The organism is Nocardia aobensis NBRC 100429 (assembly GCF_000308375.1).
Lineage (GTDB): Bacteria > Actinomycetota > Actinomycetes > Mycobacteriales > Mycobacteriaceae > Nocardia > Nocardia aobensis.
Map to the genome: position 1 here is coordinate 1 of NZ_BAFQ01000011.1, position 22,873 is coordinate 22,873.

At 67.1% G+C, this 22,873-nt stretch carries 22 protein-coding genes and 1 tRNA gene; 10 read left to right on the top strand and 13 right to left on the bottom strand.

Going from position 1 to position 22,873, the window contains the following annotated elements; genetic code table 11:
• Nucleotides 1–254: 254 nt before the first annotated feature.
• Together RJ03_RS01635 and nicT are read right to left on the bottom strand one after the other, a co-directional pair.
• Nucleotides 255–1,655 (bottom strand): lipase family protein, encoded by a 1,401-nt coding sequence (locus RJ03_RS01635; RefSeq protein WP_051024140.1) that lies wholly within the window; start codon nucleotides 1,653–1,655, stop codon nucleotides 255–257.
• A gap of 137 nt (nucleotides 1,656–1,792) precedes the next feature.
• Complete coding sequence (nicT, locus tag RJ03_RS01640; RefSeq protein ID WP_051024126.1) at nucleotides 1,793–2,899, bottom strand: Nickel transporter NicT; 1,107 nt, start codon at nucleotides 2,897–2,899, stop codon at nucleotides 1,793–1,795.
• 367 nt (nucleotides 2,900–3,266) lie between these two features.
• Between nicT and RJ03_RS01645 the strand changes: the two genes are divergently transcribed.
• Entirely contained in the window at nucleotides 3,267–4,100 is an 834-nt protein-coding gene (locus RJ03_RS01645) for an SAM-dependent methyltransferase (RefSeq protein ID WP_036497360.1), read from the top strand.
• A 1-nt stretch (nucleotide 4,101) separates the two neighbouring features.
• On the opposite strand, the gene RJ03_RS01650 is transcribed toward RJ03_RS01645, so the two are convergent.
• A complete protein-coding gene (locus tag RJ03_RS01650) occupies nucleotides 4,102–5,106 on the bottom strand; it encodes an isopenicillin N synthase family dioxygenase (RefSeq protein WP_036497362.1) in 1,005 nt (334 codons plus the stop codon).
• A 211-nt stretch (nucleotides 5,107–5,317) separates the two neighbouring features.
• Between RJ03_RS01650 and RJ03_RS01655 the strand changes: the two genes are divergently transcribed.
• Both RJ03_RS01655 and RJ03_RS01660 read left to right on the top strand, forming a co-directional pair.
• Nucleotides 5,318–6,361, top strand: a complete 1,044-nt coding sequence (locus tag RJ03_RS01655; RefSeq protein WP_051024128.1) for an ABC transporter substrate-binding protein — start codon at nucleotides 5,318–5,320, stop codon at nucleotides 6,359–6,361.
• 73 nt (nucleotides 6,362–6,434) lie between these two features.
• Nucleotides 6,435–7,703, top strand: coding sequence for a low temperature requirement protein A (locus tag RJ03_RS01660; protein ID WP_036497364.1), 1,269 nt, complete (start codon nucleotides 6,435–6,437; stop codon nucleotides 7,701–7,703).
• A gap of 35 nt (nucleotides 7,704–7,738) precedes the next feature.
• On the opposite strand, the gene RJ03_RS01665 is transcribed toward RJ03_RS01660, so the two are convergent.
• From RJ03_RS01665 to RJ03_RS01685, 5 genes are all read right to left on the bottom strand, one after another.
• A complete protein-coding gene (locus tag RJ03_RS01665; protein ID WP_157163318.1) occupies nucleotides 7,739–8,071 on the bottom strand; it encodes a hypothetical protein in 333 nt (110 codons plus the stop codon).
• Nucleotides 8,072–8,209: 138 nt separating this feature from the next.
• Entirely contained in the window at nucleotides 8,210–9,583 is a 1,374-nt protein-coding gene (locus RJ03_RS01670; RefSeq protein ID WP_036497367.1) for a sulfatase-like hydrolase/transferase, read from the bottom strand.
• A 168-nt stretch (nucleotides 9,584–9,751) separates the two neighbouring features.
• Nucleotides 9,752–9,825: transfer RNA gene (locus RJ03_RS01675), tRNA-Pro, on the bottom strand.
• Nucleotides 9,826–9,881: 56 nt separating this feature from the next.
• Nucleotides 9,882–11,027 (bottom strand): DUF8017 domain-containing protein, encoded by a 1,146-nt coding sequence (locus RJ03_RS01680; RefSeq protein WP_036497368.1) that lies wholly within the window; start codon nucleotides 11,025–11,027, stop codon nucleotides 9,882–9,884.
• Between the two features lie 432 nt (nucleotides 11,028–11,459).
• A complete protein-coding gene (locus tag RJ03_RS01685) occupies nucleotides 11,460–12,446 on the bottom strand; it encodes a metallophosphoesterase (protein ID WP_036497369.1) in 987 nt (328 codons plus the stop codon).
• A 148-nt stretch (nucleotides 12,447–12,594) separates the two neighbouring features.
• On the opposite strand from RJ03_RS01685, the gene RJ03_RS01690 reads away from it, so the two are divergent.
• Entirely contained in the window at nucleotides 12,595–13,059 is a 465-nt protein-coding gene (locus RJ03_RS01690; protein WP_036497370.1) for a GatB/YqeY domain-containing protein, read from the top strand.
• 67 nt (nucleotides 13,060–13,126) lie between these two features.
• On the opposite strand, the gene RJ03_RS01695 is transcribed toward RJ03_RS01690, so the two are convergent.
• A complete protein-coding gene (locus tag RJ03_RS01695; RefSeq protein WP_036497371.1) occupies nucleotides 13,127–15,490 on the bottom strand; it encodes a penicillin-binding protein in 2,364 nt (787 codons plus the stop codon).
• Nucleotides 15,491–15,771: 281 nt separating this feature from the next.
• Between RJ03_RS01695 and RJ03_RS01700 the strand changes: the two genes are divergently transcribed.
• Complete coding sequence (locus RJ03_RS01700; protein ID WP_030516437.1) at nucleotides 15,772–16,095, top strand: WhiB family transcriptional regulator; 324 nt, start codon at nucleotides 15,772–15,774, stop codon at nucleotides 16,093–16,095.
• A gap of 101 nt (nucleotides 16,096–16,196) precedes the next feature.
• On the opposite strand, the gene bagB is transcribed toward RJ03_RS01700, so the two are convergent.
• On the bottom strand, nucleotides 16,197–17,405 hold the full coding sequence (gene bagB, locus RJ03_RS01705; RefSeq protein ID WP_051024130.1) for an ATPase BagB: 1,209 nt from the start codon (nucleotides 17,403–17,405) through the stop codon (nucleotides 16,197–16,199).
• The gene (bagA, locus tag RJ03_RS01710) at nucleotides 17,405–18,442 is read right to left on the bottom strand and encodes an ATPase BagA (protein ID WP_051024132.1); all 1,038 of its coding nucleotides are present in this window, start codon (nucleotides 18,440–18,442) and stop codon (nucleotides 17,405–17,407) included. Before bagA ends, bagB begins: the two co-directional genes overlap by 1 nt.
• Before the next feature lie 164 nt (nucleotides 18,443–18,606).
• Here bagA and sp36 point away from each other — a divergent pair, with 164 nt between their 5' ends.
• From sp36 to RJ03_RS01720, 3 genes are read left to right on the top strand one after another with little or no spacing between them, the layout of a single operon-like run.
• Nucleotides 18,607–18,771 (top strand): Sp36 family protein, encoded by a 165-nt coding sequence (sp36, locus tag RJ03_RS36655; RefSeq protein ID WP_085997207.1) that lies wholly within the window; start codon nucleotides 18,607–18,609, stop codon nucleotides 18,769–18,771.
• Nucleotides 18,768–19,235, top strand: a complete 468-nt coding sequence (locus RJ03_RS01715) for a RidA family protein (protein ID WP_036497372.1) — start codon at nucleotides 18,768–18,770, stop codon at nucleotides 19,233–19,235. The genes sp36 and RJ03_RS01715 overlap by 4 nt, the downstream gene beginning before the upstream one ends.
• A gap of 9 nt (nucleotides 19,236–19,244) precedes the next feature.
• Nucleotides 19,245–20,036: an MBL fold metallo-hydrolase gene (locus tag RJ03_RS01720; protein WP_036497374.1), complete on the top strand. Its 792-nt coding sequence runs from the start codon at nucleotides 19,245–19,247 to the stop codon at nucleotides 20,034–20,036.
• A 31-nt stretch (nucleotides 20,037–20,067) separates the two neighbouring features.
• Here RJ03_RS01720 and RJ03_RS01725 read toward each other — a convergent pair whose 3' ends face one another.
• Both RJ03_RS01725 and RJ03_RS01730 read right to left on the bottom strand, forming a co-directional pair.
• On the bottom strand, nucleotides 20,068–20,742 hold the full coding sequence (locus RJ03_RS01725; protein WP_019044571.1) for a Crp/Fnr family transcriptional regulator: 675 nt from the start codon (nucleotides 20,740–20,742) through the stop codon (nucleotides 20,068–20,070).
• Between the two features lie 268 nt (nucleotides 20,743–21,010).
• Nucleotides 21,011–21,250, bottom strand: a complete 240-nt coding sequence (locus RJ03_RS01730) for a hypothetical protein (RefSeq protein ID WP_030516432.1) — start codon at nucleotides 21,248–21,250, stop codon at nucleotides 21,011–21,013.
• A gap of 262 nt (nucleotides 21,251–21,512) precedes the next feature.
• Between RJ03_RS01730 and nth the strand changes: the two genes are divergently transcribed.
• Together nth and RJ03_RS01740 are read left to right on the top strand one after the other, a co-directional pair.
• Nucleotides 21,513–22,220 (top strand): endonuclease III, encoded by a 708-nt coding sequence (gene nth / locus RJ03_RS01735; RefSeq protein ID WP_244970159.1) that lies wholly within the window; start codon nucleotides 21,513–21,515, stop codon nucleotides 22,218–22,220.
• Entirely contained in the window at nucleotides 22,217–22,870 is a 654-nt protein-coding gene (locus tag RJ03_RS01740) for a TlpA family protein disulfide reductase (protein WP_036497376.1), read from the top strand. Before nth ends, RJ03_RS01740 begins: the two co-directional genes overlap by 4 nt.
• The last annotated feature ends 3 nt before the right edge of the window (nucleotides 22,871–22,873 follow it).

Below are 22,873 nucleotides of genomic sequence, written 5' to 3' on the forward strand. Positions count from 1 at the left end.
GATGCGGGTCTGCTCAAATACACCGATACGGTCAATGTCGGCGTGCAGAAGAAGCAGGTGCTCTCGGCGCGGGCGGGTATGCCGTTCGAGAAGCAGCTCAAGAGCACCCTGCTGACACTGCGTCTGAGCCGGCGGCTGCGCATTCGCTGACCGGCGCACCGGTACTCGAAGGGCCCGTTCGCCCCCCACGTCGAACGGGCCCTTCGTCTCCCCGCACCTCGCTGTGCCGGGCGTCCTGCGCCGATCGCTCCGGTTTACTTCACGCCGATCGGCTTGCCGAAGAACGACGCGAAGGTCTCACCGAAGGTCGAGGCCAGCATCTGGAAACCGTTGGGGTCCAGCAACAACCATCCGGCATCGGCGGTGTGGCACCCGGGCTGGGCCGGCACGCCGTCGAGCCGGTCGCGCAACCACAGCATCGCTGCCCCGCCGCCGGAGATCTCGGTGGCCACGTGTTCGGCGAAGTGTTCCCTGGTGTATTGCACTGTGGCGGAGGGGTTTCGGCAGTAACTGTCGACGAGGGTGTTCACCTGGCCGACCGGGATGATCTCGTCCGGATTGCCCTGCCAGATGTACATCGGCATATCCGGCACCGATCGACCCATCCGGGTCTCGTCGAGCACGGCGGCCACCGCGGGCTGCTGCATCGGATCACCCGGAACCCGCAGCATCCCTTTCAGATTCAGGAACGGCAGCAGCGCGCTGACATACTGCACGCACAATCCGCTCTGCAGCGTGGTCAGGCCCTTGCCCAGCGGGTCCATATGCTCGTCGACGAAGCGGGCGAACTCCGGATACTCGCGCGTCAGGCCCATCACCGCGGCAAGAACCAGGCCCGACGTCGCTTGTCCGTTGGCCACGTTCAGTGTCATGCCGAGATCCGCGGGCACACCGCCCTCGGCCGCGCCGACGATATTCAGATCCGGGGCGTAGCTGCTTTTCAGTTCGGCGGCGTGGCCGGTCGCGATCGCGCCGCCGGAGTAGCCGTAGAGACCGATCCTGGTCTGCGGGCTCAACCGCATCGGCTCGAAGTCGCGGGCCGCGCGAATGCCGTCGAGGGTGATCCGGCCGGCGAGCGGACCCGCGGCGTAGGCGTTGTTCGGTCCCTCGTGATCGGGAATCACCACCGCCCAGCCCTGCTGCAACGCCCCCTGGGCGATGACGAACTCGGCCGGGGCGACGATCTGGCCCAGGAACGGACCGGCCGAGAAGTGCTGGATCGCGTAGGAGGGTGCGCAGTAGCCGGCCAGGGAGTCCTCGGCGATCTGCATGGAGACAAGTTTGTCCGGCGCCGAACCACGTGGTTTCAGAACTGTCGCCACCGCCGGAATCGGTTGGTCCCGGCTGTCGTTCGACCGGTAGGAGATCTGCCATGCGTCGACGTTGACCGGTATCAGCCCCAGATTGGCCACCCGCACCTGCCGCGCGGCGATGATCTCGCCGGGCTGTTTCGCCGCGACGATCTCCGCCGCGGGGTGATAGAAGCCCGGATCCAGCTCGGGCGGCAGGGGAATCGGGGCCGCGGGTGCGACCGGCGCGGGTTCGGCGGTGGCGCTGGGCGGATGGGCCACCACCGCGGCCAGGACGGTCAGCGCCGTCGCCGCGGCGAGTACGCAGGTCGTCCGGCGGATGCGGCGCGTCCAAGGTTCGGTCACACTCGGCTCCTTCACTAATGCGAGACTGCTCCGTCTCACATATGCAGCGAACTATGGCACAGGTGTGATCGCCGTCGCAAGAATTTCGGTCGTCGGCCGCCGATTGTGTGCGGCTCGACGAGATGCGGTTCGAACGGTCAGGCCGATTCTTCGGTCGGCGCGGGCGCCCAGCGCTCGTCCACCTTCGCCAGCCGCCAGTAGGCGACCGCGACAATCCAGGCGAGGACGAACAATCCGACGATCGCGAATCCCGCGTTGTTGAGGTCGATGCCGGCGATCCACTCCGCCACCGGACCGCCGAATCCGGTGTCGTCGTGCAGCACCTTGATCAGCTCGATCGAGCCGATGAACAGGGCCACCGCGATCGACAGACCGGTGATGGCCAGGTTGTAGAAGATCTTGCGCACCGGATCGGAGAACGCCCAGTCGTAAGCGACGTTCATGAACAGGCCGTCGATCGTGTCCATCACGCTCATCCCGGCGGCGAACAGCAGCGGCAGCACCACGATCGCGTACCAGGGCAGTCCGGCCGCCGCGCCGGACCCGGCGAGTGCGAGCAGCGCCACCTCGGTCGCGGTGTCGAACCCCAGGCCGAACAGCACACCGACCGGATAGACGTGCACCGGCCGCCCCACCATCCGCATCACCGGCGCCAGCAGGCGTGCCAGGAATCCGCGCGAATCGAGCGCCGCCTCCAGTTCCGCGCGATCGTAGTGCCCGCTGTCGCGCAGCCGGCGGAACACGCGCCAGATACCGATCAGCGCAACCACATTGAGCAAACCGATCAGATACAGGAACGAGCCGGAGGCCACGGTCGAGATGGTGCCGAGTGTCTTGCGGGTCGAGGAGTCCTCGTCGACCAGTGTGCCCACCACGTGCGCACCGGCCACCACCAGCGCGGCGAGGACGAACACGATCGTGGAATGTCCCATCGCGAACCAGAATCCGACCGACTTGGGGCGTTTGCCGTCGCTCATCAGCTTGCGCGTGGTGTTGTCGATGGCGGCGATGTGGTCGGCGTCGAAGGCGTGACGCAGCCCGAAGGTGTAGGCGGTGATGCCCAGCCCGATGCCGAAGACCTCGGTGCCGATGTGATAACCGTGCGGGGCGATCGCACCGAACAGCAGGCCGAATCCGATCAGATGCATCAGCGCGACCACGCCGAGCAGCACCCCGGCCTCCAGCCAGTCGCGCCGGGACCAGTCCCGCAGGACATCGCGAAGTAGACGGCGACGAGAGGACATGGGCCCCAACCCTTCTGGGGAACCCGCGTCCCCGTCCGTGCGCAGCGACGAAAGGGGTCTGGCTGACAGCATGGGCTGAACACAGTGGCGCGACCGCACCGGATTGACACCGGTTTCCCGTTCCCATCGCGAGAACTCTGCGGACTATACCAACGACCGGCGCCCGTGCGACCACGGTCATCGCAGGTCGCGACGACGGGGCGAGCGGATCTCCGCGCGATGAAATGTCGGGTATGCGCCCGTAAGCCCAGGAAATAGGGGAGACTCGGCGTAACACAGTCTGTAGTGCGACGGCTGTGTGCCGGGTACCAGTTCCACAGGGTCAGCGTTTCAGCAATGCCGTTTCAGCAATGCCAGGGGAGCCTTCATGTCGCAGTCTTCTGCCGCGTACCCGAGTGTGGTGCCGGTCGGGGTGGATACCGCTCGTGCCAGTATCGCGCGCGTCTACGATGCCGCCCTGAACGGCAAGGACAACTTCGAAGTCGACCGTGAAGTGCTCGCCCAGGTGCGTGCCGTGGCCCCGCAGGTGAACGATCTGGCCTGGGCCAACCGCGACTTCCTGATCAGAGCGTGCCGCTTCCTGGCCGCGCAGGCCGGGATCGACCAGTACCTCGACCTGGGGTCGGGGCTGCCGACGGCGGAGAACACCCATCAGGTGGTGCAGCGGATCCGGCCGGAGGCCCGGGTGGTCTACGTCGACAACGATCCGATGGTGCTGGCGCACGCACGGGCGCTGCTCGAGTCGAATTCGCAGACCAGCATCGTCGCCTGCGACATCTTCCGCCCGCACGAGGTGCTCACCGACCCGACGGTGCGCGACGACCTCGACTTCTCCCGGCCGCTGGCGCTGTTTCAGATCGGGACCCTGCAGCACTATCTCGATGACGACGCCTCGGCCCTGATGCGGACCTATATCGACGCGCTGCCCTCCGGTTCGTACGTGGCGATCGCGCACTTCTACGATCCGGAGGACTCCGGGCCGAGCGAACTGGCCCGCAAGATGGAGGACAGGTTCGTCCACAGTCCGATGGGCAGCGGGCGATTCCGCACCCGGGAGGAGATTCAGGCCCTGTTCGGCGGCTTGAAGATGGTCGAACCGGGGCTCGTACTGTGCGACGACTGGTGGCCGGACGGACCGCGGCTCACACCGCTGTCGGACGTGCGCCGGTGCATCCTGGGCGGCGTCGGCCGCAAGCCGTGAGTCAATACACCCGCGCGGGTGCGCTCGGGGTGATGCCGTGATGGAGTTCGGCGACGTCCGGATGCGCCCGGATGCGTGATTTCCAGGCGTTCTGCCCGTACGTCTCGAAAATCGGATTGTCCGGGTCGGCGGTGACTCCGCGTGCGTCCGCGGCGAGGTTCGGTGGCAGTGGTAGCAGCGGTATGCGGGCGTTCAGCGCCGGATTCAGGAAATACGGGACGGAGATGCGGTCGGTGCCCGGTTCCGGGGCGAGTACGCGGTGCCGGGTGGCACGCAGATAGCCGCCGCTGGCCACCTCGAGCAATTCGCCGATATTCACGATGAAGGCGCCCGGCAGCGGCGGCGCGTCCACCCAATCGCCGGACGACAGCTCCACCTGCAGACCGTGCGAATCCGGTTCCACCAGCAGGAGTGTGAGCACACCGGAATCCTTGTGCGCGCCGACGCCCTGGGGATTGTCCGGGTTACCGGGATAGCGGACCACCTTGATCAGGGTGGCCGGGCGGTCCGCGAACGCGGGATCGAAGATGTTCTCCGGCGCACCGAGTGCCGCGGCCCAGTGCCGCAGCAGGGCACGCCCGACCCGAGCGAGAGATTCGTCCCAATCACGCAGTGCGGGACGTAGTTCCGGAAGTGCCGTCGGCCAGAGATTGGGGCCCTGCAATCGCCAGTACCCCTCCGCCCCGGCGATCGCCTCGGCCTCCGGCCCGATATCGATCTGCTCGCGCCAGTCGACCCGGCCGTTGGTCAGCTCGCCGCCGAGTCGCGAATAGCCGCGGAACTGCGGGCTGCGCAACTGACTGATCTCCTGCTTGGCCGCCTCCGGCAGCGCGAAGAACCGCCGCGCCAAGGCGAGCAGTTCGGCGCCGCGCTCGGGTGCGACGCCGTGACCGACCAGATAGAAGAAACCGAATTCGTGTGTGGCCTCGCGTAATTCGTTGCGGAACCGCAGTGGATCGGAATCCGCGGTCGTCAGATCGAGTACCGGGAGTACGCGGTCGGTCATCGCACATCCTCATCCTCGTTCGCGGGCGGTAATCCCCAGATCTACCGCATTCGCGCAGGTGTCCGAAAGGGTTGGACTCGCCCGGAATGCAATCGCTCCAACCGAATCGTCGTGATTCAAAGGGGAGGCTTCGTAATTCGCACCACCTAGGCTCGGCCGGGCCGACGCGCACCACCGTGCCGCCGTGCGCAGTGTCGAGAGGAATTACCTGATGTCCGGACGTATCCGCACCGCATTATCCATTTTCGCAGCCGGTACGGCTGCCGCTGTGCTGCTCACCGCGTGCGGCAGCGGAGGGTCCGCCCACACCGAGAACGGGGTGACCTCGCTGCGGTATCTGGGCTGGACCGATCAGGTCACGCTTCCGGAGGTCGCGGAGAACCTCGGATTCTTCGACGGCAAGATCAAACTCGACTACGTCGGCAACACCATCAGCGGTCCGCAGGAAATCCAGACCGCCGCGACCGGGCAGATCGACTTCGGCGGGGCATTCGCCGGTGCGGTCGCCAAGCTGGCCGGCGCCGGGGCGCCCATCACCGCGGTGGTCAACTACTACGGGTCGGACGAAAAGTCCTTCCAGGGTTATTACACGCTCGACAACAGCCCGATTCGTACGGCCGCCGATCTGGTCGGCAAGAAGGTCGGCGTGAATACGCTCGGTGGCCAGAACGAGGCCGATATCCACGATGCGTTGAAAAAGGCCGGACTGAGCGTCGACCAGATCAAATCGGTGCAATTGGTGGCGCTGCCGCCGCCGAATATCGAACAGGCGCTGCGTCAGGGACAGATCGACGCCGCGGCATTGAACGGCCAGTTCCAGCAGCGTGCGGTGGCCAACGGCGGGGTGCGTCCGATCTTCACCGAACTCGACGAATACGGCGGCCCGATCAACGGCGGCCCCTACGTCTTCCGCAACGACTTCATCGCGAAGAACCCCGACGTGGTCCGCGCCTTCACCACCGGCGTCGCGAAGGCGATCGAGTGGGAGCGCAGCACGCCGCGCGACCAGGTGATCGCGAAATTCACCGACATCATCAACGCCCGCCACCGCGCCGGTGAGGACACCTCGACGCTGAAATACTGGCTGTCCGTGGGTGTTCCGGCCCGCTACGGCAAACTGTCGGACGGGGACTTCACCCGTTGGCAGAGCTGGCTCGAGGACACCGGGGCCATCGATCACAAGCTGGATCCGAGCAAGTTCTACACGAACAAGTTCAACTCGCTGCTGCAGTCCTCGGACGCGTCCGGGAAGTAGCGCCGCACGCACATCGTGCCCCGGCGGGTCGGTAGCGGCGAGCCGACCCGCCGGTACGGCATCATCGGTGCCCATGAGCGACTCCGCGACCACCGGCGGCGCCCGCGGACCGGCGCACCGCCGCATCCCGATGACCGGCCGCGATCCCGACGAACCCGGACGCGTGTCCTCACCGCTGGAGCTGCTGTTCGATCTGACCTTCGTGGTCGCGGTCGGCACCTCGGCGTCGTATTTCGCCGAGATGGTGGCCGACGGGCACGCGGGCAAGGCGGTGGTCGCCTTCGTGCTGGCGATGTTCGCGATCGTCAACGCCTGGATCAATTTCAGCTGGTTCGCCTCGGCGTTCGACACCGACGACTGGCTGTACCGCGTGCTCACCATGGTGGTGATGATCGGCGTCGTGGTCTTCGCCCTCGGCCTGCCCGCGATGTTCCACTCGGTCGACGTGGGCGATCACCTCGACGTGCGGGTGATGGTCGTCGGCTACATCGTGATGCGGATCGCGATGGTGCTGCAGTGGTGGCGCGCCGGGCGGGAGTCGCCCTCCTTCCGGCACGTCGGCTACGGGAGTATCCGCTGGACGATCATCGCCCAAATCGGTTGGGTGATCATCGCATTCGTCCCCATGCCGCTGCTCGTCGCCGGTGTGGGATGCGTGCTGCTCGGCGTGCTGGAACTGCTCGTACCGGTGCTGACCCAGGGCCGCGCGAGCGGCACCCCGTGGCATCCGCACCACGTCGCCGAACGCTACAGCCTGTTCGCCATCATCGCCCTCGGTGAGGGCGTGGTCGGCACGGTCGCCTCCTCGGGCGGGCTGCTCGGCGGCAGCGACGGTGCGGACTGGAGTGCCGACGCGATCGCGATCGTGGTCGCCGGCGTGGGCCTGACCTTCGGCATGTGGTGGGTGTACTTCACCACCCCGTTCGGCGAGATCCTCGTGCACCGCCGCAACCGCGGCTACCTGTTCGGATACGGCCACATCCCGCTCTACATGGGTATCGCCGGCGCCGGCGCGGGCCTGCACGTCGCGGGCCTGTCACTCGAGCACCACTCCCATATCGGCCCGGTCGCGGTGGTCCTGGCCTTGGCGCTGCCGGTCGGCGTCTACCTGCTGATGGTCTACCTGCTGCACACGCTGCTGCTGTCGGCGCCCGACCCGTTCCACATCCTGCTGCTGACCCTCACGGCCCTGGTGCTGGCCCTCGCGGTGATCCTCGCCGCGTTCGGCGTCTCGATCTCCGTCTGCCTGCTGGTCGTGATGATCTCCCCGTTCATCACCGTGGTCGGCTACGAAACCATCGGGTATCGGCACCAGCGCGAGATGCTCGCGAATCTGGAGTGAGTAGGGCGCGGCCGGCGCCTCGGGCCCTCGCCGGTCTATCGCGGTCCGGACGACCAATACGGCGTCTGCGGCTGCTGAGCCGAACTCTGCTGAGCCGAATTCTGCTGCGGCGGGCTCCACAGCGGGACGTCCTGCTTCTGCGGAGGCGTCCACAGCGGGACATCCTGGTGCTGCGGCGGGGTCCACATCGGCAGATCCTGGTGCTGCGGCGGGGTCCACATCGGCAGATCCTGATTCTGCGGCGCGACCGGCGCCGCACCACCCTGGCGCCGCCCGGACGACTTGACCAGACTGACGACCAACAGAACCGCTCCCGCAATGAGGATGATGATCCCCAGAATCGCCACCAAGCCGATGAGTGCCGCCACGAACAAAGTTGTAGCACAGGGAATTCCGATGGTCCCGGAAATGGGAAGGGAGCTCGCCCGGCGGACGGGTCACCGATGTGTCGGCGCGTGTGCGCCACGTGGCACAGCGTTGTCGTCGAGGTATCGAAGCCGCGTGCGTCAGGGCTCCGGTGCGGGGATGTGGTCGAGTGGTGCGCCGGCGGGGATGAGCGGTTCGCGGGCCAGGGATTCCCGGTAGGCGCCGAGGACGCGAGTCATGTGGGTGACGACCCAGGTGTGGAGGTATCGGTAGTTGAACGGTTCTCGTTCCTGAGGGTCGGTGACCAGGTTGATCAGGTGTGGGCTGGGCAGGTTTTCGACGGCGTCGGTGGAGTATTTCTGTTGCTTGAACACGAGTTTGAAGTTCCGCCATTTGATGCCGTAGAGCTGATCGCCCTGCCAGTAGGGGTAACCGTCGCGGGCTGATTCGTCGTGTCGTGCGGTGAGCCAGGCCAATTGGTCGATGCCGTCGATGACGCGGTCGTCGGGGACCGGTGCGCCGACCGCGGTCAGAAGGGTGGTGAACCAGTCGGTGACGTGCATGACGTCGTCGCTGACCACGCCGGTTGGGATGTGGCCGGGCCAGCGGACGATGCAGGGGGTGCGGAGGTTTCCTTCGCCGCCGGCGAAGTAGGAGCCTTCCCAATAACCGGGGGTACCGCGCCACGGCAGCATTTCCTCCGGTCCGTTGTCTCCGGCGAATACCACCACCGTGTCGCCGCCGATGCCGAGTTCGTCGAGCAGGTCGAGCACCGTACCGAAGTCGGTGTCGAGTTCGAGCAGGGCGTCGGCCCAGTCGCCGTTGCCGGTGCGACCGGCGAAGTCGAGGCGAGGTAGGACGGGCATGTGCATCAGTGAGTGGTTGAAGTAGACGAAGAACGGTTGCCCGGCGGCGGTGGCGGCGCGGATGAATCGTGCTGTGCGAGTGAGGTAGTCGAGGTCGACATCGCGGCGCACGTCGAGGGTGAGTTGTTCGCCCGCTGTGACATCGGAGTCGCCGGCACGGGCGGTGACCATGCGGGAGACGGGATCTCGGTTCGGGTCGTACCAGGGATCCTCGGGCCACAGGGCTTCGTCGTAGGTGCGTGGCGGGCCGGACCATTCGCTGAATCCGTGGTCGGTCGGCCAGCGGCCTCGCCCTTCGCCGACGTGCCATTTGCCGTAGACGGCGCATGCATAACCGTGGTCGGACAAGATGTCGCCGAGCGTGCGCTCCCAGGCGACCAATCCCCACCCCTGGGGCGCGCCCAGGGGGACGGAATGGTTGCCGGTGCGGATGGCGTAGCGGCCGGTCAGCAATGCGGTCCGGGTCGGCGTGCACTGAGCTTCGGGGGCGTAGTTGGTGAGCCGGAAGCCTTCACCGGCGAATCGGTCGATGCGTTCGGTCCACAGGCCGCGAAACGGTCCGCCGCTGTAGCAGGACAATTCCCCCGCACCGAGGTTGTCGACATGGAAGAACACGATGTTCGGTCGGGACGAACGCGGTGAACTCATCTGCGGCCTGCTTTCGTCGACATCCCCTCCGTCGATCGACAGTGTCGGCCTCCCTGCGCGGGTGCGCATTCACCCACCGAGGATGAGATTCGCAGCGGGGTGATCGGCAAAGCAAGAGGCCCTGACCAGTGGATTGGTCAGGGCCTCTGCCGTGTCTCCACACACGAGTCGGGGTGACAGGATTTGAACCTGCGACCTCTTCGTCCCGAACGAAGCGCGCTACCAAGCTGCGCCACACCCCGTGAGTTGAGCCTGTCGTAGCTTACAGCAGGGGGGAGCGGATCATTAAATCCGCAGGTCAGCGGGCAGGCAGGGGGCGGATGGTGGAGAGGATGCGCTTGGCGGTTTCCTTGTCCACGGACTTGTCGACGCCGGTGTCGGCGGCGACGGTCATGACGAAGTTCCCGTTCTCGCTGGGGAAGGCGAAGGTATAGACCGCGAAGGTCGTGGCGCAGCCGGGGGCCGGCGGGGGCGCGCTGCCGGTGGTCTCCACGAAGGCGCCGTGCAGCTGCCCGTCCAGCGAAACCATCGGCTGGGCGGGGGCCGGGGCGGCGACGGTGGCGTTCGACCAGCCGAACTTGGCCATCCGGGCCCCGATATCCGCGGCGGCCGCGGCCGGGTCCGCCTGCGGAGACATGGTGAGGAAGGCGTTGGTCCGCGTGTAGTTCGGGCAGTAGTTCTTGCCGTCCTGTGCCAAGCCGGCGATCTCCAGCGGGTTCGATCCCGAACCCCAGGCGGCGGTACCGATCGGATCGACCTTCCACTCCGCGGGGGCGTCGTAGGCCGCACCCCGATCCAGAATCTGAACGACCTGGTAGCCCGGAACCATCGGCGGGGGCGCGGGGCCGGGCTGCGGTTTCGGCGCAGACTGCTGCGGCGCGGTCTGCTGCGGCCGCGACGGCGGTGGGGGAGGCTGGTTTTCGCTACTGAGCGCACTGACCATGGAGGGCTTGCCGGGACCCGCGGCGGTCGGCGAGTCGGAATGCCGGCTCGCGACCACCGCCACCGTCGCGCCGATCGCCACGACGACCAGCACTCCGATTCCGCTGAGCAGCAGAGTTTTTCGCCGCCGCTGCTGCTCGGGGGCCTGTAGCAGCGCGGTGTGCGGATGCTGGGCTGTCGGCGGTCCCCAGGACGCCTGCTGCGGCGCGGGATGTGATCCGACCCCCAATTGCCAATCCGGCTCGGGGCGCCCGTTACCGTGCGGTGCCGAGAACTGTTGCTGGGAAGCACTATTCGTGCCCGGTATCGCGCTGCCCGGCCACTGCGGCGTCCCGGGTTGGGCCCCGAAGGCGGTGGTGGGCGCATCGGATCCGCCCGGCCCCGACCGTGCGCCCGGCGCACCGGAATTCCACTGCCCGCCGAAGGGATTCGGGTTGTGCGGCGTACCGGGCCCGCCCGGGGCGGCGAAACCGTGCGGCGACGGAGCGAAGCCCGGCGGCATGCCCTGCGATGTCGAAGGAGCGTCGGGATGGTGGGGTCCGGGGCCCGCATTCGTGCCGCGAGAGGCGTCTCCGCTCGCGCCGCCCTGCGGCGACCACGGATGGGCCGGCCCGGATTGTCCTCCGGCAGTGTCGTTCCCGACCAACAGCGATCCAGGGGACCGGCCGGCGTCCGGCGCCGCGGGCTCGGCCGGGGAGCCGGATCGCGCGGGTTCGGACGCGCTGCCGGGAGCGGTAGGGATCGACCCCGGCCGAGCCCACGGAGATCCTTGTGACACAGGGAAAGTCGCGCCCGGCACCCGCCGGATCGCCAGTGTCGGCGGGGTCTCGTTCGAGTCGGGAGTGGGTTCTCGTCGCGCGGTCGGGTCGTCGTTCCGCTCGAACCCACTGTTCACCGTGTACCCCTGCCTGATGTCGTGCCTCGGCACGCCACCCTAGCGCGCCACGGCCTCCGATTCCGAGACGCCATGGCCACTGTCGGCGATGGGGCCTTTCGGCGGGGCAGCCACCAGCGTCAGCAGGGTCGCCTCGGGGCGGCAGCAGAAGCGGTACGGCGCCCACGGCGAGGTGCCCAGACCCGCGGACACGTGCAGCCGCGTGTGCGCACCCCAGCGCGACGGCCCCTTCACCCGGGACCGATCGATACCGCAGTTGGTGACCAGCGCGCCGAATCCTGGCAGACACAGCTGCCCGCCGTGGGTGTGACCGGCCAGCACCAGGTCGTACCCGTCACCGGCGAACCGATCGAGCACCCGCGGTTCGGGCGAATGGGTGAGTCCGATGCTCAGATCGGCCAGGGGGTTCGGCGAGCCGGCGACCGTGTCGTAGCGATCGCGAGCCAGATGCGGGTCGTCGACGCCGGCCGTGGAGATCTTGATTCCGGCGACCTCGAGATCGCGCCGCACATGCGTCAGATCCAGCCAGCCGCGTTCGGTGAACGCCGCGCGCAGATCCTGCCAGGGCAGCGGATCGCCGTGCACGCGCTTGTGGTTCTTGTCGAAGTATTTGAGCGGGTTCTTCGGCACGGGCGCGAAGTAGTCGTTACTGCCGAACACAAAGATGCCCGGACGGGAGAGCAACGCCGTCAGCGACTGCACCACCGCGGGCACAGCCTTCGGATGCGCGAGATTGTCGCCGGTGTTGACGATCAGGTCCGGTTCCAGGGCGGCGAGTTCGCGAACCCAGGCTTGTTTGAGTTTCTGGCCGGGCGTCATGTGCAGGTCGCTGATGTGCAGCACACGCAGGCTCGACGAGCCCGGCTGCAGCACCGGCATCGTGGCCTCGCGCAGGACGAAGGCATTGCGTTCGATCAGCGAGGCATAGCCGATTCCGGCCACTGCGGTACCGGCGGCCGCGGCGGCGACCTTAGCTCCGGAGCCCAGCGCTGCTCGTCGAAGTGTGGGGGACGAGAATACGGGCATCAGCCCAGAATAGGCGACCACTGTGACGAATACCGAGTGTGATTCCGCACAGGCATCCGGTTTGTGGGGCGTCGGCGTGCCCGTCCACCCGGCTCGACACGCGGAAATGCGGTGGGAGGGTCCGCCCGCAACGGCTAGCGTGTGGCGCATGTCGGAACTCAAATCGAAGTTGCGCGCCGATCTGACCGCGGCGATGAAGGCCAAGGACACGTTGCGCCTCAGCACGCTGCGCATGCTGCTGGCAGCCGTGCAGAACGCCGAGGTCGCCGGTACCGAGGCGAAGGAGCTCTCCGATGCCGAGGTCATCGCGGTCCTCGGCAAGGAGGCCAAGAAGCGCAATGAGGCGGCCGTCGTCTACGAACAGAACGGTCGCGGCGAGCTGGCCGCCAACGAGCGCGCCGAGCAGGAGATCATCGACGAATATCTGCCGACCCCGCTCACCGAAGCCGAGGTCGCCGACATCGCCGACACCGCCATCGCCGATGTGGCCGAGCAGCTCGGCGAGCGCCCGGGCGTGAAGCAGATGGGCCAGGTCATGAAGGTCGCGACGGCGCTGGCCGCGGGCCGGGCCGATGGTTCGCGGATCTCGGCCGCGGTCAAAGCCCGGTTGTAGGGCCGCTACCCGGACAAAGCAGGAGGCCGGCGAATGTGTCGCACATTCGCCGGCCTCTCGCGTATCGCTACCGGGGGATCGGAATCGGGATCGGTGGCAGCCTCGGTATCGGCGGCAGACCCGGGAGCATCGGCGGGGCGGGCGCCGGTCCGGGGCGCGGAATCTCCCGCTGGGTGCCGTCGCTGACGAGCACCGTGATCACCGATCCGGGAATGGCCGAGCCGTTCGGCGTGGTCGCGGTGACCGTGCCCTTCGCCGCCGACCCGGGCGTGGTGACCGTCGACACCTGGAAGCCGGCGCCGATGAGTACCGAGCGGGCCTCGGACTCCGACATCCCGTTCACATCCGGAATCTGCGCGTTGTTCGAGCCGCGCACGTATTTGTCGTCCAGCGGCGGCAATCCGGGCGGCGGGAATTTGTCGAGTACCGGTTTGATACCGCCGAACCAGCTGCGAGCCGGTTCGTTACCGCCGTACAGGTTGCCGTCACCGCAGGTACGCAGCGGGAACGAGCAGATCTCGCCGGGCGTCGGGGAGTCGCCGTAGATGTAGGCGGCGCCGGCCATCGCATTGGTGAAGCCGAGGAATGCCGAGGACCGGTGGGTTTCGGTGGTTCCCGTCTTGGCCGAGACCGGGGCGTTCCAGCCCACCGCATGCGCCGAACCGGCTGCGGTACCGCCCACGGCGTCCTGGCTCAGCGCATTGGCCAGCGTATTCGCCAACCCGGGCTCGACGACCTGTTCACAGGCCTGCTGGGTGAGTGGCACCTGCTTACCGTCGCGGTCGATCACCTCGGCGATCGGCGAGGGCGGGCACCACTTTCCGCCGGAGGCCAGCGTCGCTGCGACATTGGACAATTCCAGCGGATTGATCGCGACCGGGCCCAGGGTGAACGAGCCCAGATTCTGCTGTTTGATCATGTCCGCCAGGCTCTGATTGCCGTGGCCGGAGGTGCCCGCTTCCGTGTAGGAGCGCATCCCGAGCCGTACCGCCATATCGACCGTCGGTGTCACGCCGACATCCTGAATGAGCTTGACGAACGCGGTATTCGGTGACTGCGCCAACGCCTCGGTCACCGACTCCGGCGATCGGTAATTGCCGACGTTCTTCACGCAATAAGTGGCGGGCGGACAGCCCGGAGCGCCACCGTTACCCATCCCCTTCGCGGCGAAGAACGAGGGCACGTCCAACTGAGCGCTGGTGCCCAGGCCCTTCTCCATCGCGGCGGCCGTGGTGAAGATCTTGAAAATCGATCCGGCGCCGTCACCGACCATCGAATACGGCTGCGGTTGGACCGTTTGATGTGCGCCCTGATCCAGACCGTAGGTACGGCTCGAGGTCATCGCCAGGATGTGGTGGGAGTCCTGGCCGGGAGCGATGATGCTCATGACCTCGGCGATATTCTCCAGATTCGGATCGGTGTTCGCCGTGACGGCGGCCTTGACCGAATTCTGCACCGCCGGATCCAAGGTGGTGCGGATCAGATATCCGCCCTTGTCCATCTGATCCTTGCTGATACCGGCATTGGCCAGATACTGCAGCGCGTAATCACAGAAATAACCCCGGTCACCTGCGGCGATGCATCCGCGCGGCAGGCCCTTGGGCTCCGGCAGCACACCCAGCGGCTGTTCCTTCGCGGCCCGGAATTCGTCGGCCCGGCTCGGAATGTTCTGGATCAGGGTGTCCAGCACGGTATTACGCCGCTCCAGCACGCCCTTGGGGTTGGTGTAGGGGTTGAGTTTGGAGCTGGACTGGACCATACCGGCGAGCATGGCGGCCTGCGCGACCTTCAAATCCTTGGCATCGACGCCGAAATAGGTCTGCGCGGCGTCCTGAATGCCGTAGGAGCCGTTGCCGAACGGTACGAGATTCAGATAGCGGGTGAGGATCTCGTCCTTGGTGAGTTCTTTCTCCAAGGTCAGCGCCATTCGGATTTCGCGCAGTTTACGGGCCGGCGTGGTTTCGATGGCGGCACGGCGTTCGGCGTCGGTTTTCGCGACCACCAGCAGCTGGAAGTTCTTCACGTACTGCTGGTCGATGGTCGAGGCGCCCTGCTGGACTTCACCGCTCGAGGTGTTGGTCAGGAATGCGCGCAGCGTGCCCTGCCAGTCGACGCCGCCGTGTTCGGCGAAGCGTTTGTCCTCGATGGAGACGATCGCCAACTTCATATCGTTGGCGATCTTGTCGCTCGGGACCTCGAAACGTCTCTGTTCGTACAGCCACGCGATGGGGGCTCCGGTCGCATCGACCATCGTCGACACCGCCGGCGCGGTGCCCGCCACCAATTCCGAGGAAACGTTGTCCACGGCATCGGCTGCGCGGTTCGACATGTACCCGAAGCCGCCGGCGAGCGGGAACAGCAATCCGGCGACGAGTACGGCCGCTAGGACGCAGGCGCCGGCGAGCCTCGCGAGCGTATGTGAGATCGGCACGCGCCCCAGCCTAATTGGCCCGCCGTCACACGCGCGGTGCGCGGTCGGCGGCGCGCCATGACACCTGGTCGCGCGGCCTCCGCAGGGACGGGCGTACCAGAAATTACGGGCACGGTCTTGCGCTGGGCCCATACCTTTACCTAGATTGAGAACCCAGTGTGATAGAGCTAACACTCAAAGTGGAATGTGGTGCGGAGCGCAGCGGGGTTGGGTTGCTGTGGGCTGCACGCGATTCCGGAGCGCCGTTGACCCGGTGTTCGGACTGCAAAGGGGCACACCAAATGCACATGACTACCCCCATCGCTCGATTGGACGTGGAGCAGGCCGAAGCGAGAATCGCCTGGGTGTCCCAGGCCCGATGCAAGGAAGTGGATCCCGACCAGTTGTTCGTGCGTGGTGCCGCCCAGCGCAAGGCGGCCACCATCTGTCGGCACTGCCCGGTGCTCATGGAGTGCGGTGCCGACGCTCTCGACAATCGAGTGGAATTCGGTGTGTGGGGTGGGATGACCGAGCGGCAGCGGCGTGCGCTGCTCAAGCAGCATCCCGAGGTGACCTCCTGGGCGGACTTCTTCCGCGCCCAGCGTCAGCAGAAGGTCGCGATGTAGTCGAATAGTCGTACGGGTCCGAGTCCGCGTGTGCGGGCTCGGATCGTTTTTCGCCCGGTGACGTGCGGAATCGGGGCCGCACGTCATCACCATTGGAGAATTCAGGCCGCGTCGGATCCGGCGAGCTGTTCGCCGACCGCACGCAACGCGTCCAGATCGGACACTTCGAACGGCAGCGCGGTCACCGTCACGATCGGCACCCGCGGATGGGCGCCGGTGAAGCGGTGCAGCAGATGCTGTTCGCGTTTGGCGGTGACCGCGCGATGGGCGTGGATGCGCAGTATGTCGGCGGTCAGCGTCGCGGGATCGGTGGCGGCGTCCGCGGCGGCCACGGCCTCCTTCGAGGTGCCGTCGGAGGCGCTGCCCGGGCCGGGGCTCAGCCGGTCCGCGGCGGCGGTCGCCTGAGCCGACGAGAGGGTGCACAGCACCGGATGGGTGCGATTGAGAACCAGCCCGGCCAGCGGCATTCCGTCGGTGGAGAGCCGATCCACGAAGAACGACGCCTCGCGCAGCGCGTCCGGCTCGGCCGCGGCGACCACCACGAAATGGGTTCCGGGCCGCGAGAGCATGGCGTAGGTGCGTTCGGCGCGGTCCTGGAAGCCACCGAACATCGATTCCAGCGACTGCAGGAACAGCGACGCGTCCTTGAGCATCTGCCCGCCCACGACCGTGGACACCCCGCGCACGGCGAGGCTCATCGCGCCGGTGACGAAGCGGCCCACGCCGCGGCCGGGCGCCATGATGACGCGGATCATCCGGCCGTTGAGGAAATTGCCGAGCCGCTTGGGCGCGTCGAGGAAGTCCAGGGCATTGCGCGAGGGCGGGGTGTCGACGACGACCAGATCCCACTCGCGTTTGGCGACCAGCTGGCCCAGCTTCTCCATCGCCATGTACTCCTGCGTTCCGCCGAAGGAGGAGGCGACGGTCTGATAGAAGGGGTTGGCGAAGATCTGCTCGGCCTTGTCCGGACTGGTGTGCTCGAGCACCATGTCGTCGAAGGTGCGGCGCATGTTGAGCATCATCGCGTACAGCTCACCCTTGGCCGTCTCGGGCAGTTGGACGCGCTGGGGAGCGTTGCCGAGGTCGCTGACGCCCAGGGACTGGGCCAGCCGTCGTGCCGGGTCGATGGTCAGTACCACGACCTTGCGGCCCTGTTCGGCCGCGCGCAAGGCGATCGCCGCGGCGGTGGTGGTCTTGCCGACCCCGCCGGAGCCGCAGCACACCACCACCCGGGCGGTCGGGTCGGCGATGACGGCCCCGACATCCAGCAGCGGAGTCGCCGGCGGGATCAGCGGGCTCGGATGGCTCATCAGCGGACTCCCTGCGCGCTCAGATGTTCGGCCAGTTCGTACAGTCCGCCCAGGTCCATACCGTCGGGCAACGCCGGCAGATACAGGCGGCTGATATCCACCTTCGCCAGTTCGGCGGAGCTGTCGTCCTGGGCCTGCAGGGTGGCCGAATGTTCCACGGCCTCCTGGATCAGGCCCTGGAAGTCGTTGTCGTCCACCGTGATTCCGGCCTCGGCCAGCCCCGCGCGGACGGCGTCCAGATCGAGGTCACCGGTCGCGACGCGGGCACGCACCGGGGCGGGGAGAAAGCCCTCGGTGGCGCGATTGACGATGACCGTGCCGATCCGGAAATCCGATTCGGTCAACTCGGCGATCGCATCCGCGGTCTCCTGCACCGGCAGCGCCTCGAGCAGGGTGACCAGGTGGACGACGGTCTGCTCGGAATGCAGCAGCGCCGCCACGCCCTCGGCCTGCCCGGCGATCGGCCCGCCCTTGGCGACCTCGGCCATGGCCTTGGTGACGTCGAGGAATCCGGCGATGCGACCGGTCGGCGGGGCGTCGACCACGATCTCGTCGTAGACGCGCTTACCGGATTTGTCGGTGCGGACCGCGCATTCCTTGATCTTGCCGGTCAGTATCACGTCGCGCAGCCCCGGAGCGATGGTCGTGACGAATTCGATGGCGCCCATCCGGCGCATCGCCCGGCCCGCGAAGCCGAGGTTGTAGAACATGTCGAGATATTCCAGGAAGGCGTGTTCGATATCGAGGGCCAGCGCCATCACCTCGCCGCCACCGTCGGCGGTGGCGATCTTGGTTTCGGTGGGTGGCAGCGGCGGCAGATCGAACAATTGGGCAATCGACTGGCGGCCCTCCACCTCGACCAGCAGCACCCGGCGCCCGCCGGCGGCCAATGCGAGCGCCAAAGCGCCTGCGACCGTAGATTTTCCGGTCCCGCCCTTGCCGGACACGTAATGCAGCCGCGCTTTGTCGGCTCGGTCCGGCCACCCTAATTTCAGTCCCGGCTCTTGCGAAACGGGTACTGCTGTCGGTACTCCCACGCTCGCGAGCCTATAACCCGTTACGAAACAGCGACCAGAGGATCGCCCTACTGTCTGGTAGGACACAGCGCACTTCCGTGCGAGCCGGAAATGTGCTGATCGGTCCGTGACGAGTCGCTCGGCCGCACAATTCACCGCCGGTTCACCCAGTACGCTTCTGCGACATGAGTGATGTGACGGTCTGGGAATACGCGACGGTGCCGCTGTTGACGCATGCGACCAAACAGATTCTGGATCAGTGGGGCGCCGACGGCTGGGAACTGGTCACGGTGCTGCCGGGGCCGACCGGGGAGCAGCACGTGGCCTACCTGAAGCGGCCCAAGCAGTGACGGCCGGCACCGACTGGCGGGCCAACCTCGAACGGCTGGGTCTCGCCCTGCCGCCGGTCGCGGCTCCGGCGGGCGCCTACATTCCGGCCGTGCGCAGCGGTTCGCTGGTCTACACCGCCGGCCAGCTGCCGTTCGTCGACGGCGCGCTGTCGGCGACCGGCAAGGTCGGCGCCGACGTGAGCGTCGAGGACGCCGCGCGTGCGGCCGGGCTGTGCGCGTTGAACGCGCTGGCCGCGGTCCACGATCTGGTCGGTCTGGACGCGGTCGTGCGAATCGTGAAGGTGGTGGGATTCGTCGCCTCGGCGCCGGGTTTCACCGATCAGCCGCTGGTGATCAACGGCGCGTCCGAGCTGCTGGGCGAGGTCTTCGGCGCGGCGGGAGTGCACGCCCGGTCCGCGGTCGGCGTTTTCGAGTTGCCCAAGAACACTCCGGTTGAGGTGGAGCTGATCGCCGAAGTGCGGTAGGCAAGGGAGATGACCCTCACTCATCCCGCGTACGGACAACTGCGGCCGGTCACCGGGACCGCTTCGGTGTTGTTGGCCGACAATCCGAACCAGATGACCCTGGAGGGTACGAACACCTGGATTCTGCGGGCGCCGAATCGATCCGACTGTGTGGTGATCGATCCGGGGCCCAAGGACAAGGCGCACAGCGAGGCGATCGCCCGCGCCACCGACGGCAATATCGCGCTGACGCTGATCACCCATCACCATCACGACCACACCGGCGGCATCGATCGGCTGGTGAAGCTGACCGGAACGCCGGTACGGGCGATGGATCCGAAATATCTGTCCGGCTCCTCGGCGCCGCTCACCGACGGCGAAGTGGTCGAGGCGGCCGGGCTGCGCCTGACGGTGCTGGGCACCCCGGGGCACACCCAGGATTCGGTCAGCTTGCTGCTCGACGACGCGCTGATCACCGGCGATACCGTGCTCGGCAGCGGTACGACGGTGCTGGAATCGCGGGACGGCGCACTCGGCGACTATCTCGACTCGCTCGCGCTGCTCGCCCGGCACGCCCCCGGCCGTGCGCTGCTCCCGGCGCACGGCCCCGACCACCCGCGGGCCGAGCCGGTGATCGGTTACTACATCGAGCATCGGCATCAGCGCCTGGACCAGGTGCGGGCGGCCTTGCGCGAACTGGGTGAGAACGCGACACCGCTGCAGATCGTGGCGAAGGTCTACGCCGATGTGGACAAACGGCTGTGGCCGGCCGCGCGCAGCTCGGTCAAGGCCCAGCTCGCCTATCTGCGCGGCCGGAACTGAGCCGGATGCGCCGGAGCGCGGTGGGAAATCCCTACCGCGCCCGGCGAGCCAGCCGCTCCGAATCGGAGATCAGCACGCTCTTACCCTCGAGGCGCAGCCACCCGCGGTGGGCGAAATCGGCCAGGGCCTTGTTCACCGTCTCGCGCGAGGCGCCGACCAGCTGGGCGATCTCTTCCTGGGTGAGGTCGTGGGTGACCCGCAGGGCACCGGCCTCCTGAGTGCCGAACCGCTGCGCGAGTTGCAGCAGCGCCTTGGCGACTCGACCCGGGACATCGGTGAAGATCAGGTCGGCCAGGTTGTTGTTGGTACGCCGGAGGCGACGGGCGAGCACCCGCAGCAACTGTTCGGCGATCTCCGGCCGCTGGTCGATCCACGCCTTGAGCGCATCGCGATCCATGGTCACCGCACGCACCTCGGTCACCGTGGTGGCCGTGGAGGTACGCGGGCCCGGGTCGAAGATCGACAGCTCGCCGAACATGTCCGACGGGCCCATGATGGTCAGCAGGTTCTCGCGCCCGTCCGGGGAACGGCGGCCGATCTTCACCTTGCCCGACGTGATGATGTACAGCCGATCGCCGGGCTCGCCCTCGTTGAAAATGACATGGCCACGTGGAAAATCCACAGGCTGAAGCTGTTTGGCGAGAGCAGCCACCGCGGTGGGCTCGACGCCTTGGAAGATGCCTGCTCTGGCGAGGGCCTCGTCCACGAATGTGCTCCTTATGGGAATTGACGGTGCTTACTGCGGCGTCAGCGGGTCCCTACGTGGTACGCAGGCTGCCGCCTGGCTCGGCGTCGCTCGCCACAGTGCTGGACCGAAGCGTTCGGCCGACAGTGCAGTCTACTTGCCATCCACGCAGCGTAGTGACAGACACCACGTAACGTGCGGTTTGTGAACGGGCGCGGCGCCGCGGAAAGTTCCCGGGCTCGGGTATTCGCGGGTCGGGGCGGCGGTATCGCCGGGCGGCGGAATCGGGTCAGCTGGCCTGGGCGACGTCCAATTCGTCGCGATTACGGCGGCGGCCGCCGGAGCCGGCGTGCGCGGGCACGCCCAACTTGGCCAGCTCGTTGACCTCGGCATTGCTAGCCCTGTCCAGATATTGCTGGACCTCTTCACCCGGTTCGAGCAGCTTGCGCAGGCGGTTTTCGACACGTTCCATGAACAGTGCGAAAAGCATCAACACCACCGGGAAGAGCACCACAGCGAGTCCTTGCATACGGGTGAGTAAACACGGAGAAGGTCTCAGATGGAACACGGGGATTGTTCGCGATCGCGCTCACGTCGGTGCGGTTCCGTATGGTGGACGAGTGCGTGAACCCAGATCCACCGCCGTGAACGGGCACGAGACGGCCGCGACGGCCACCGATGCGGCGTCGGTCACATCGACCGAATCGAGTTCAGTGGCTCGAAAAAAATCTCCGCAGAAATCCGCGAGTGCGAACTCGAAACCGGCCGCCCGATTCGCCGACGAAACCCGGCTGGGTCTGGTACGCCGCGCCCGGCGGATGAATCGCACGCTGGCGCTGGCATTTCCCGACGCGCACTGCGAACTGGATTTCACCACCCCGCTCGAATTGGCCGTTGCCACAATCCTTTCCGCGCAATGCACCGACGTCCGGGTGAATCAGACGACCCCGGCATTGTTCGCACGGTACCGCGACGCCGAGGCCTATGCCGCGGCCGACCGCACGGAACTCGAGGAATACATCCGGCCCACCGGCTTCTACCGCAACAAGACGAGTTCGCTGATCGGGCTGGGACAGGCGTTGGTGGAACAGCACGACGGCGTGCTGCCGCACACGATGTCCGAATTGGTGAAATTGCCGGGCATCGGGCGCAAGACCGCCAATGTCATCCTCGGCAATGCCTTCGATGTGCCGGGAATCACTGTCGATACCCATTTCTCGCGACTGGTGCAGCGATGGAAATGGACCACCGAGGACGATCCGGTCAAGATCGAACACGCCGTCGGCGAACTGATCGAGCGCAAGGAATGGACGATGCTCTCGCATCGGGTGATCTTCCACGGCCGCCGCGTCTGCCATTCCCGTAAACCGGCGTGCGGCGCCTGCCTGCTGGCCAAGGATTGCCCCTCGTTCGGAATCGGCCCGACCGACCCCGTGACGGCCGCCGCACTGGTGAAGGGACCCGAGGCCGAGCATCTGCTCGAATTGGTGGGCCGGTGAAATCGGTTCCGACGGCGTGGCGATGGGCGTTCGTCATTCTCATAGCGGTGGTGGCGCTCGCGGTCGCGGTCTGGCCGCGCGGCGACGACCGCGGCCCGTCCGTCACCACCACCGCGGTCCAGGGTGGGCCGGCTGCGGTGTCCGACGGGCAGCGTGCCGCGGCCGCACTGGCCGATTGCCCGCGGCCGGGTGATCCGACGGGGCGGCCACCTACGCCTGCCGCCGGTCCGCTGGCCGGAATCACGCTCGAATGTCTGGCCGACGGGCGTCCGGTCGACCTCGGCGAGGCGTTGGCCGGCCGTCCGGCCCTGGTGAATCTGTGGGCCTACTGGTGTGAGCCGTGCGCGCGGGAACTGCCCGCGCTGCAGCAATTCTCGGCCCGCGCCGGTAGCGCGCTGACCGTGCTGACCGTGCACAGCGATCCCGACGAGGCCAAGGCGATGGCCCGGTTGCGCGACCTCGACGTGCATCTGCCGGGTACGCAGGACGGCGCCGGAAAGGTGCGGACGGCGGTGCGGGCGCCGGCGGTCCTGCCGGTCTCGGTCCTGGTCCGCGCCGACGGTTCGATCGCGAAGGTGGTGGTCCGGCCGTTCGATACCGCCGACGACGTCGCCGCCACGGTCGCGCAGGAATTGGGGGTGCGGGTGTGAACG